The 12,045-nt window shown below is 48.9% G+C and carries 10 protein-coding genes; 8 read left to right on the top strand and 2 right to left on the bottom strand.

What is annotated here, in order from left to right:
* Window positions 1-26: 26 nt before the first annotated feature.
* Window positions 27-3,194, bottom strand: coding sequence for an S-layer homology domain-containing protein (locus tag NST25_RS27325; RefSeq protein WP_340392895.1), 3,168 nt, complete (start codon window positions 3,192-3,194; stop codon window positions 27-29).
* A 326-nt stretch (window positions 3,195-3,520) separates the two neighbouring features.
* Between NST25_RS27325 and NST25_RS27320 the strand changes: the two genes are divergently transcribed.
* From NST25_RS27320 to NST25_RS27285, 8 genes are all read left to right on the top strand, one after another.
* On the top strand, window positions 3,521-4,297 hold the full coding sequence (locus tag NST25_RS27320; RefSeq protein ID WP_036680296.1) for an ABC transporter ATP-binding protein: 777 nt from the start codon (window positions 3,521-3,523) through the stop codon (window positions 4,295-4,297).
* 106 nt (window positions 4,298-4,403) lie between these two features.
* Window positions 4,404-5,207: an ABC transporter permease gene (locus tag NST25_RS27315; RefSeq protein WP_076128755.1), complete on the top strand. Its 804-nt coding sequence runs from the start codon at window positions 4,404-4,406 to the stop codon at window positions 5,205-5,207.
* A 35-nt stretch (window positions 5,208-5,242) separates the two neighbouring features.
* On the top strand, window positions 5,243-6,130 hold the full coding sequence (locus tag NST25_RS27310; RefSeq protein ID WP_076128753.1) for an ABC transporter permease: 888 nt from the start codon (window positions 5,243-5,245) through the stop codon (window positions 6,128-6,130).
* A gap of 24 nt (window positions 6,131-6,154) precedes the next feature.
* Complete coding sequence (locus NST25_RS27305; RefSeq protein WP_076128751.1) at window positions 6,155-7,762, top strand: FAD-binding protein; 1,608 nt, start codon at window positions 6,155-6,157, stop codon at window positions 7,760-7,762.
* A complete protein-coding gene (locus tag NST25_RS27300; RefSeq protein WP_036680289.1) occupies window positions 7,759-8,091 on the top strand; it encodes a ferredoxin family protein in 333 nt (110 codons plus the stop codon). Before NST25_RS27305 ends, NST25_RS27300 begins: the two co-directional genes overlap by 4 nt.
* Window positions 8,092-8,138: 47 nt before the next feature.
* Complete coding sequence (locus tag NST25_RS27295; RefSeq protein ID WP_076282670.1) at window positions 8,139-9,203, top strand: ABC transporter substrate-binding protein; 1,065 nt, start codon at window positions 8,139-8,141, stop codon at window positions 9,201-9,203.
* 159 nt (window positions 9,204-9,362) lie between these two features.
* On the top strand, window positions 9,363-10,973 hold the full coding sequence (locus NST25_RS27290) for an FAD-binding protein (RefSeq protein ID WP_076185452.1): 1,611 nt from the start codon (window positions 9,363-9,365) through the stop codon (window positions 10,971-10,973).
* Window positions 10,970-11,311, top strand: a complete 342-nt coding sequence (locus tag NST25_RS27285) for a 4Fe-4S binding protein (protein WP_076128745.1) — start codon at window positions 10,970-10,972, stop codon at window positions 11,309-11,311. The genes NST25_RS27290 and NST25_RS27285 overlap by 4 nt, the downstream gene beginning before the upstream one ends.
* 66 nt (window positions 11,312-11,377) lie before the next feature.
* Here the strand turns inward: NST25_RS27285 and NST25_RS27280 are convergent, their stop codons facing one another.
* Window positions 11,378-11,923 carry a glutathione peroxidase gene (locus tag NST25_RS27280; protein WP_340392894.1) on the bottom strand — a complete coding sequence of 182 codons (546 nt, stop codon included), beginning with the start codon at window positions 11,921-11,923 and terminating at the stop codon, window positions 11,378-11,380.
* Between the last annotated feature and the right edge of the window lie 122 nt (window positions 11,924-12,045).

Here is a 12,045-nt window from a genome sequence, read left to right as displayed (position 1 = left end):
TTGTTTTTTACATTAGAAAGGGCTGTTTAAGGAGTATGGCTTCCAAAATACTGGTAAGTTCCTTTGGGATATTGATTCCACTCGCCCTCAAGTGAATACTGCTGTGATCCAGTGTATATACCAGATTTACGGACAATAGTTCCACCTGTGGAGAGGAATTGCTGAGTAGAGGTAGGGTCACCGAGAACATCCACGATTTGGCCGTTTTTCTTCAGTACTAATGCTGTAATATTATATGTTTTTGGATTATATAGACTCAGTTCATCATTGTAATAGGAGATATTCATTAAATCAAATGCGTCCCCAAAAGTAGAATCTATAAACATATACGGCATTGCTACAGGTACAGGAAATAATGGCCGGGAATAAACCTGTTTGGTTTGGGTGGCTTTCATAAATTGGTGAACTTCAAGGGTGTAACCTTCTGCTTTTCCTGCGGGATTACCATTTCCTTTATAGTACAGCTCAACTGCGATTCTGCCGTCACCGCCGTCCAGATACTCTGAGAAGAATAGCTCAGAGGTACCCTGTGAAGCCACGCTTATAGATAATACAACCGCTTTGCCATCAGAACCTACTATCCATACCGTTCCTGGACTTGTAGGACCATTCCATATAGCTCCATTCAGAGTTGCAGGTCCGCTCAATGAACCTGTGCTGCTTTCTGTATACACTTTAAATTGACTCTGATTAGGAATCAGCTTGGAAATATCGAAGGAAATATTGGATACACCTTGCTTGGTGGTTATTGGCACAAAGCCGTTGTTTACAAGCTGGGCTGTAATCAAGGTGAAAGTTGAGGTAGCTGAACCTCCTTTATCATCCGTTGCTGTGAGGGTCACTAAACCACTAGCTGAACTATTAGCTGCCGGAGTTATCGTCAGAGTGTTGCCATTAAGGCTAAGTGTACCAGCATTTACGTTATCTATAGAAGCTGAATAAGTAAGCATGTCATTGTCGGGATCTTGAAAAAGCTGGGCCAGATCAAATGTACGTGGTGCAGTGATACCTGGTGTTAAGAGTTGAGTAGTGATTCCAGATATCGCAATTGGTGGCTGATTAGACGTTACAGTGAATGCAAAAGTAGCAGTGTTAACGCCACCTTGGCCGTCCATTGCTGTTATTGTAATCATGGCTGTGCCTGAATCGACCGGCACAAGGTTGAGATGATTCCCATTTACAGATACAGTGGCAACGCTAGCGTCAGAGGATGCAGCTGCGAATGTAAGCGGGTCGCCGTCCGGATCAATGAACACATTACTGATGTCGACGTTTTGGACACCACTTGTGATCAGAGCAGATATTGGATCAATATTATTTTGCACGACTGGTGCATGGTTCACCGGAGTAGGACTAGGAGTCGCTACGGGAGTAGGCTCAGGAGTCAGCACCGGAGTAGGGCTAGGAGTCGCTACGGGAGTAGGTTCAGGAGTAGGCGCCGGAGTAGGCTCAGGAGTCGCCACCGGAGTAGGACTAGGAGTCGCGACTGGAGTAGGCTCAGGAGTCGTCACCGGAGTAGGGCTAGGAGTCGTCACCGGAGTAGGGCTAGGAGTCGCGACCGGAGTAGGACTAGGAGTCGTCACCGGAGTAGGACTAGGAGTCGCTACGGGAGTAGGCTCAGGAGTCGTCACCGGAGTAGGACTAGGAGTCGGCGCCGGAGTAGGACTAGGAGTCGCGACTGGAGTAGGCTCAGGAGTCGTCACCGGAGTAGGACTAGGAGTCGCGACCGGAGTAGGACTAGGAGTCGCCACTGGAGTAGGACTAGGAGTCGCTACGGGAGTAGGGCTAGGAGTCGTCACCGGAGTAGGGCTAGGAGTCGTCACCGGAGTAGGACTAGGAGTCGTCACCGGAGTAGGCTCAGGAGTCGCGACCGGAGTAGGACTAGGAGTCGCTACGGGAGTAGGCTCAGGAGTCGCCACTGGAGTAGGACTAGGAGTCGCTATCGGAGTAGGCTCAGGAGTCGGATCGCTCACGGCGTTAGCAGACGTGGACGAAGTATATGCAGGAGCAACGGCTCCAGATGCATTTTGAACCGTTTGGATATTATTTTGAATGGCTGTGTAATTTGTTATGAAATGTGAAGGCAGACTCATGCCAGGCAACTGCAGATTTTGAATAGACAAGGAGGGATCGATGGTGATCCTAGCGCCACCTTCAACTATTTTTAAGGTTTGCAGGGAACCGCTGCCATGAATAGTAACTGGAGTTATAGAATCCACAATGATCTGCCCAACTTGGCCCTGAAAAGTTATACTCGAAACGCCATTTTTAATCTTCAAATCACCGGTAACATTGCCTTTAATAACAACATCATTTCCAGAAATATTGAGCAAAGAACCGGAGGGTAAGCCGGAGGTATTTAGTTGAACCCCTTTTTGTACAATTTCAAGCTCTTGCAAACCATCTACATGACGATTCAAGGAATTGAACTTAAGGACAGCTCCTCTTAAAGCATCATGGTTGCTATCACCCATTAATTCTTTGAGTGTACCTTCAATGAGGTAAGGCGTGCCATTGATCGTTACGAAATCTCCATCTATATTGTCGATCGTTGCAGTTTGTTGTTCTTCTTTAAAAATATTCAGCAGAAAAGAAGCCATATCCTGCCGCTGAACAGTACCTTTGGGGCTGAACATATCTTCAGGAGAGTCTATAAGTTTAAGACGTAGTGCGACATCAGTATACTCTTTTGCCCAATTGCTGATTGTGGATTCGTCATTAACCTTGTTGGCTTGTCCGCCTTGTGCTCCAGTTCCGCGGATGGCACGTACAAATATAACTGCAAGCTCTTCTCTAGTTACAGGTCTGGATGGATTAAAATTACCTGTAAGATCACCCTCCATAAATCCTGCCTTTTTAACAGCCTCAATAGCGGAGACACTCCAACTGGAATCAGATACGTCTCTAAAGGAAGAAGCGGAATTCACTGAGGAATCTAGCTTTAAGGTCTTCGCTAAAATGGCTGCCAGCTCTTGGCGAGTCATAGTCGCAGTGGGTCTGAATTGTCCATTGGGATCGCCTTTAAGCAATCCTAGACGAGCAGCCTCGAGGATTGCGGCACTTTTCGTCTGTTGTATTTCGGTTAAATCGGAGAACGGTGGAGTGATTTCAGCTGCAGATGCATAGAGAGTACCACCGAACAAGGTGTTAAGGGCAACAAGTGTTGCTCCCCATTTTAATGATATGCTTTTCAAGCAAAAGCCCCTTCCTTAGAACCAATTTGTCATAAGCTTACTTCATTATATCGACGCAAAAGCAAAGTTTTTTAATACTTTCATCCTACTAAAAGTGATTAAATTCATTGCTTTTCTAACTTATGAACTAGAAATAACTCCACTTCTGTTCCATAAAAGGGCTTGTTTTTTGTTGACAGCTTATAAAATCGATGATATTTTAAATATTATAATTCCAATTGATTTACTTTGAATAATGATTGCCGACTGTTCCTACAGAGGTATTGCGAATGTAAAAACGCAATGCCTCTGTTTTTTTGTCCATACAGATTAAAGGAGGGGTCAAGGTGGGAGAAGCGTTGCTGTCTATTTCGAACCTAAATAAACGTTTTGAGTCTGCCGGTGGTCATGTTCAAGCACTCCATAATGTAGATCTCCATGTACAGGAGGGCGAATTTATTACAGTCATCGGCCCCAGCGGCTGTGGAAAAAGTACACTATTACGCATCGTAGCCGGTCTGGATAGCGGGTACACTGGCAGTGTCACCCTGGAAGGGGCGGAGATTGGGGGTCCTGGGATCGATAAGGGTTTTATTTTTCAGGAGCATCGCCTCTTTCCCTGGCTTACCGTTGAGAAGAATATTGCCTCTGATTTACCGCTAGGGAACAAGGAGGTTAGGCGGAAGGTCGATGAATTGATTGATCTGGTGAAGTTAAATGGATTTGAGAAATCTTATCCCCGCGAGTTGTCGGGAGGGATGGCCCAGCGGGTGGCAATAGCTCGTGCACTTCTGCGCAATCCGAAAATACTGCTGCTGGACGAACCGTTTGGTGCACTGGATGCATTCACTCGGGCTCATATGCAGACGGTATTGCTGGACATTTGGCGGGCTAACCAAACAACCATGATTTTTGTGACACATGATATTGATGAGGCTGTGTTCTTGGGGAATCGGGTAGTGATTCTAGAGCCGCGTCCCGGGAAAATACGTAAAATTGTACCGATAGATTTACCGTATCCACGGAAAAAAACAACGACATCCTTTCAAGAGCTGCGTTTGAAGGTGTTGAATTATTTTGAAAAGGTAGATGAGTTAGAGCTTACAGACGGAGCCGGAATATAAAATAGGTCGACCATACCCATGGAGACTTTCGAAGGCATTAACATTCGAGGGTCTCTTTCTGTTTATTTAAAGTGATTGTAAAGCTGAAAAAAGGTGGGTTCAAAGTATGACAAATCGGGCTGTAGTCATAAGAACTTCCGGAAGACCCGGAAAGGTGGCAACACTAGGACTTGGTCTTTTGCTGCCGGGCAGTGTGCTAATTCTGTGGCAGACGCTCGGGCATTATGGAATGATCTCGGAGATGCTGTTCCCTACGCCGTATACGATTGCGGAATCTTTTGTAACTTTAGCGGCTTCAGGCGATCTGTGGCCGAACTTTAGAATCAGCTTGGTCAGAGCCTTTTCTGGATTCCTGCTAGGTGGTGGACTGGGTCTGCTGTTAGGACTTCTCGTAGGCCTGTTCCGCAGATCGGAGAAGCTGTTAGATCCTTCCCTGCAAATGATCCGCATGATTCCCAGTCTGGCGGTAGTACCGCTGTTCATTTTATGGTTCGGGATCGGTGAGGAGTCGAAGGTGCTATTGATTGCTAAGGGAGCTTTTTTCCCACTTTATATCAATACGTTCATGGGAATTCGCGGCGTGGATAACAAGCTGTTCGAAGTTTCCCGGGTACTTGGCTTCAGCCGATTGAAGCAGATTGGCAGGTTAGTACTTCCAGCAGCGCTGCCGAACATTATTCTTGGAGTGCGTCTCTCTCTAGGGCTTTCTTGGCTGGGGTTAGTAGTGGCAGAGCTTATTGCATCTACCTCAGGCATTGGATACATGATGTCCGACGCGCGTCAATTCGCGGACACACCAGTGGTGTTCGTGGGAATTATTATTTTTGCCGTAGCTGGATTGTTGAGTGATTCCATTGTTCGTTACATTGAACGACGGTTGTTGAGATGGCAAGACAGTTATCGCGGATAACCTTGAACGCTCATTAAACAAAAGGGGGATGCACCATGAGCGATGGAGTAGAAGCTATTATCAAAAATACTAAAAGAGCCAGAGAAACGCTGGATAGCAGCGGCACAGCTCCTTTATCCAAGAAGACACCGAAGAAACCTGCAATACAAGTTGCATGGAAACCCCTGCTCTCTGATTGGGGAATGGGTGCAATTATCCCGGTGGTGACGTTAGTCCTTTGGCAGCTGGCAGGGAGTACGGGGCTGGTCTCCGCAACCTTTTTGCCGACTCCGCTTTCGATTGCAAGAGCTTTTACCGACTTGTTGGTTACTGGAGAGTTAACTCATCATCTGGGTGTCAGCATGGGTAGGGCGGGCATCGGATTTCTTATTGGAGGTGTGTTGGGTCTTCTATTCGGCGTACTGACTGGCTTGTTTCGCAGTGTAGAATATGTGCTCGATCCTAGCGTACAAGTGCTTAGGCTTGTTCCCCATTTAGCTATAGCGCCGCTCATTATTCTCTGGTTCGGGTTTGGAGAGATGTCAAAAGTTGTGATCATTATGACAGGCTCATTTTTTCCGCTCTATATTAATACGTTTATGGGCATCCGCAATGTGGACAATAAATTGTTCGAAGTAGCTCGTGTATTGGGATTCAGTCCATATCAGAAGCTGCGCAGGCTTATACTCCCGGCGGCGCTGCCTGGAATTTTGTTAGGGCTAAGGTTGTCGCTGGCTGTAGCTTGGATTGGTTTGGTTGTAGCAGAGCTTATTGGATCACAGTCAGGTATTGGGTTTCTTATCAATGAAGCGAAGCAGAACTCTAATACAGAGGTTGTATTCGTAGGCATTATTATTTTCGCAATTGTCGGTAAGCTGATCGATTCCTTGTTCCGGATTATTGAACGAAAGTTCCTGTTCTGGCGAGATAGTTACGAAGGCTAAACAAACTGAGGAGGTCTTAAACATATGAGTGGATCGGTGAAAAAAGGATCGGTGAATTTGGTGGCAGACGTGCTCGTTATCGGAGGAGGTCCGGCAGGAACGTGGGCAGCCCTTACTGCATCAGCGAAGGGAGCCAAAGTAATCCTTGCAGATAAAGGGTACTGCGGTTCAAGTGGGGCAACGGCACCGTCGGGAACGGGAGTCTGGTATGTGAAGCCGGATGAGAAGCTCCGGAAAGAGGCAAAAGCAAGTCGTTATGCGCTTGGCGGGCAGCTGGCTGAATCTCGCTGGATGGACCGGGTGCTGGATCAAACCTATGCCAATATGAACAAGCTGGGTGTTTCCGGTTATCCATTCCCTGTAGATGAGCAGGGCAATCAATTCCGAAGAAGTCTGCAAGGACCGGAATATATGAAATTAATGCGTAGGCTGGTGAAAAAGGCAGGCGTTAAAATTCTAGATCACAGCCCAGCCTTGGAACTCCTGGCAGATGAGCATGGCGTAGCTGGAGCGGCTGGAGTTCATACCCAGAGTGGAGAAACCTGGACTGTTCAGGCAGGAGCAGTCGTCATTGCTACCGGAGGCTGCGCCTTCCTAAGCAAGGCACTTGGCTGCAACGTGTTGACCGGAGATGGCTATCTCTTCGCTGCTGAGGCTGGGGCGAATCTGTCCGGCATGGAATTCTCCAATGCCTATGCGATCTGCCCTACGTTCTCTTCGGTGACCAAGACGGCGTATTACAGCTATGCCAGCTTTTATTATGAGGATGGAAGCGTTGTGGAGGGAGCCGGTTCCAAGAAGGGCCGTTCTGTAATTGCCCGGAATCTGTTGGCAGGTAATCAGGTGTACGCCAAGCTGGATGGGGCACCAGAGGATTTGAGACCGCTGCTGCGGGTGGCGCAGACGAACTTTTTCCTTCCTTTTGACCGCCAGGGAATTGATCCGTTCAAGGATGCGTTTCCGGTTACTTTGCGGCTCGAAGGCACGGTTCGGGGGACGGGTGGCATCCATATTACAGATGAAAGCTGCGGCACAGGTGTTCCCGGACTTTACGCGGCAGGAGATGCGGCTACCCGCGAGCTGATTTGCGGAGGTTTTACTGGCGGTGGCAGCCATAATGCGGCGTGGGCGATGTCTTCAGGTTCTTTTGCTGGTGAAGGAGCTGCTGTCTATGCACAGAGTCTGGGGTCGCACGCTGCGCAGCGTAGTCCAGTCGGCTTATCGTCATCACCACTGGTGCATCAGGAAGTGAAGCCGGGAGTGGCAGCCCAAACAGCAGAGTATGTGTCTGCTGTACAGGCTGAGGTGAAGCCGTATGACATCAATTTGTTCCGGACAGAACAAGGGCTGACGTCTGCACTAGATCGTCTGGATGGATTGTGGAAAGAGCAACGAAGCCGCGAAATTCAGCGTACGCCAGAAGGGGTCAAGGCACGGGAAGCCGAAGCCATGACCGCAACAGCCCGCTGGATGTACAATTCTGCACTTGCTCGTACAGAGACGAGAGGCATGCATAAGCGTGAGGATTTCAAAGCTACAGATCATGGCCAGCATCACCGCTTGATCAGTGGCGGATTAGATCAGGTATGGGTGAAGACGGAAGCCGTGGCTAAGGAGGGTGTTCTATCGTGATTGAGGTGATCAGCGCTGCCAGATGTGTAGAGTGCAACCAATGTGTATCTGTCTGCCCGACTAATGTTTTCGAACGGGTAGAGGATGGCATTCCTGTTATTGCCCGGCAGAGTGATTGCCAGACTTGCTTTATGTGTGAGCTGTATTGTCCTGTCGATGCTCTCTACGTTGCACCAGACTCTGAGAATATTATCGGTGTGACAGAAGCGGAACTTCAGGAGCAGGGACTACTTGGCGGTTATCGTGAAAAAGTAGGCTGGGGTAAGGGCAGGCAGCCTGTAGCAAGCCATGACTTTATGTATAAATTGGCGTCGAGGGCAGGGTTCTGAGCTGGATCAAGATTTAAATAAATAGCATAAACCTAGGGGGAGAAACAATGAAACAAGCGTACAGAGAGATTCAAGGGAAACGTTCTAGGAAGATTCGGTTTGCACTTTTAACTACAATTATGATGGCCATGCTGGTGCTTCAGGCTTGCGGAAATAATACGGGCGGCAATGGAGCATCTGCCTCCGGGGGATCAAATACGGAGAAGGCGGGAGAAGGGGCCACGAGCACGAGCAATGTTCCAGCGGTATTGAACTTTGGGTTTATCGGTTCCAACAAATTGAATGTGCCCGGCGGTGCAGAGGGTTGGGGCTTTTATAAAGGGATTATTCAAGAAGAGTTGAAGAAATACGGCATTACTGAAGTGAAGCTTACTGGCTTTCCAAACGGTCCGGATCAGACAGAATCCTTGATTAGTGGTCGGCTGGATATCGGCAGCCTTGGAGATACACCTGCTATTATTGCCTACGCTTCTGGAGCCAAGACCCGTCTGATTTCACAATCTTCCGCGAACACGATTGGTTATTTGATCGGCAAGAAGGATGGGCCCAAGACGGTGAAAGATCTGCAAGGTAAAACTATCGCGATTCAAAAAGGCTCCTTCATGCACCGTTATGTAGTTGGATTACTACAGGAAGAAGGCGTGACCGACTACAAACTCGTGCATATGCTCATTCCTGATGCTACTGCAGCTTTAGCCCGTGGAGATGTAGATGCTACAACAAATCTAGGTGTTCCTGCGCTGAAGCTGATTGACCAAGGTTACACTCACTTGGATGATGCTTCGAAGCACCCGAACCTGCTTGGTTCTAGCGCAACAGTTGTGTCTGAGGATTATCTGGCGAAATTCCCTGATTTTCCGAAGGTATGGAACGAAGCTAGAGAGAAAGCCTTGGCAGACTTGAAGCAGCATGAAGATGAGTATTATCAATTTCTGGCTGAAATCGGAGATACAACGCCTGAGCTGGCGAAGCAAGTGAATCCGATTAGTGATATCAAGGATACTGCGTTCACTGATGAAGGAACAAAGCTGCTGGACGGTACCAAAAACTTCCTCGTAGAAGAGAAGTTAGCGAAAAAAGACTTCAATATTAGCGATTGGCAGCTGAAATAAAGTTGCTTAAAAGCTGCTTTAATTGAACTTAAGATTCTTCTGTAAAGGTAATTGAGTGACTGCGGTGAATGTTTGGACTTTCGGCCGCCTCTCCGCCACTCCTCCCTTTAGTGATTTTTAAGTTCAACTAACTCAGCTAATGGTGTAGGAGGAAAAAATATGTCGCAGCTTAAGAAGGAAATGACAGTGGATGTCCTCGTGCTTGGCGGAGGTCCTGCTGGGGCGTGGTCGGCATGGAGTGCAGCCTCGCAAGGTGCAAAGGTAGTCCTGGCGGATAAGGGCTACTTGGGCACTAGTGGCGCAACTGCACCTGGAGGAACAACGTTGCTCGTTATCCCTCCCATTGCCGAGCTGCGGGAGCAGGCAGTGCAGGCCAGACTTAAGGCCGGCGGATATTTGTCGGAGAATGCTTGGATTCACCGGGTGTTGGATCAGGTCGAACAGAACCTGGCTCAAGTGGAGCAGTGGGGGTATCCCTTTCCGAAGGATGGAGAAGGAAACTCACTGCGCACTCACCTCCATGGACCAGAATATATGCGGATTATGCGAAAAGTTGTGCGCAAAGCAGGGGTCACAATCCTCGATCAGTCACCAGCGCTGGAACTTCTTCACGATGAACACGGTGTTGGTGGAGCGCGTGGGATCAACCGCCTGACAGGAGAGTCCTGGGAAGTGAAGGCAAATGCCGTTGTGATGGCTACCGGCGGCTGTGCTTTTCTCAGCAAAGGTCTTGGTTGCAACGTGCTGACAGGGGAAGGATTGTTGATGTCCGCAGAGGTGGGAGCTGATCTCTCGGGCATGGAATTCAGCCGCCAATATGCGCCAAGCTTTGCGGACGGAACCGTAACACGTGGCCGTATGCTGGCTTGGGCCACTCTCTATGACGCGGACGGTCATCCGTTGCATAGAGGGGATCGGACCTTTGGCAGCATTCCTGAGCTGATGCTGAAGGGTCCGGTTTACGCTTCGCTGGATCTGGCAGACACCGCGGAGAAACAGGATTTCCTGCGCAAAGCGCATCCGATTTTCTTTATGCCGCTGGAGCGGGCGGGAATTGATGCGTTTAAGCAGAAATTCCCGCTCACCCTGCGCTATGAGGGCACGATGCGCGGGACTGGGGGTCTGCGCTTGAGCGGTACGGATTGCCAGACGACCGTGCCCGGACTCTATGCGGCCGGTGATGCCGCATCTCGCGAGAAAGTGACCGGCGCCATCTCCGGCGGCGGGGCTTATAACGCTTCCTGGGCCATGTGCAGCGGAAGCTGGGCTGGACAGGGAGCCGCGCAGCATGCGCTGTCCTGCCGAGGACAGGCGAACAGCCGCAAGCTGACCGCAGCGGGACGCTACGGGCTGGCGGCTGGCGCCGATGCCTCGGAAACGCTGGAGGTGAAGCCGCTAATCGCGGCAATCCAGCGTGAAATCTTGCCGCTGCAGATCAATTATTTCCGCAGCGAGCCGGGCATTTCTTCAGCCTTGAAGCGGCTGAATGCCTTGATGCCCTATTTGAACGGGCAGGCTCCTGCCAGCGTTCAGGGCATCGTGCAATCACGTGAAGCCGCGGCTATGCTCGCGGTCGGCAGGTGGATGTACACCGCGGCACTCGCCCGGAAAGAGACCCGCGGACTGCAAAAGCTAGCGGAATATCCGGAGCTTGATCCGCGCCAGACTCACCGGCTGATCTTATCCGGTATTCAACATATAAGCGTCAGTACAGAGGCTGTGCCCCATGCTCATGAACTGAATGCGCTGAAGGAGGGGCAAGCGATATGATCGAATTAATCAGCTTGGAGCGTTGTGTTGGTTGTAAGCTGTGTACGAAAGTATGTCCGACGAACGTATTCGAAATGCAGGGGAAGATTCCGGTCATTGCCCGTCAGGAAGATTGCCAGACCTGTTTCATGTGTGAAGCTTATTGTCCTGTAGATGCTTTATACGTGGCACCACAGGCGGATCAGCTGATCGGTGTAAATGAGGAGGTGCTGATTCAGTCAGGTGTGTTGGGAAGCTGGCGTGCTGAAATCGGCTGGGGACCTGGTGCGAATGGTTCGATGGCGGAGAGGGACACGACTCCTTATTTTGAAGTGTTTACCGAGCAGTACCGAACATGATTAAGCAGATGCTTAAACCCAAAAAATCCGCCCGAAAGCTGGGCGGATATTTCATATATTAGAAACTTATAGCAGGGCTTCGATAGCTGGTTCAATATCCAGCGGGTCCACCGTAGATTCGAATCTAGTGACCACATTGCCTTCGCGATCAATCAGGAATTTAGTGAAGTTCCACTTGATTTCGTCATTGTTCAGAGCCTCTGGATCTTTGTCTTCAAGCATGCTTTGCAGCAGCTTTCCTGAAGAATGGTTGATGTCGAACCCTTCAAATCCAGCCTGTTCTGTTAGGTAGGTGAAAAGAGGGTGTTTAGCTTCGCCTTTTACGTCAACCTTTTCAAAGAGTGGGAAGGTTACCCCGTAATTGATTTGGCAAAATACATTAACCTCTTCATTGCTGCCGGGTTCTTGCTCTCCAAATTGATTGGAAGGAAAGCCGAGAATTTGGAGGCCGCGTTCCTCGTACCGATCATAAAGCTTTTGCAGATCTGAATATTGGTGGGTAAATCCGCACTTACTTGCTGTATTCACTATCAGTAGCACTTTACCTTTGTATTGCTCTAGCTCGATATCTTTTCCCCGAATACTGCGTGCTGAATATTGATAAATGCTCATGGCTGCTACATCCCTTCAGTTATCTATGCTTTTTGAAAAAGAACAGGAAATATTTATAATAATTAAATTGTAAACAATTCAATTATCGCTGTCAAACAATACAGCTTGAAGGAATTGGAACC

It is taken from the genome of Paenibacillus sp. FSL E2-0190, from assembly GCF_037992965.1.
Classification (GTDB): Bacteria; Bacillota; Bacilli; order Paenibacillales; family Paenibacillaceae; genus Paenibacillus_AQ; species Paenibacillus_AQ odorifer.
The sequence above is the reverse complement of the archived record's forward strand: the minus strand, read 5'-3'. Positions and strand labels throughout refer to the sequence as shown.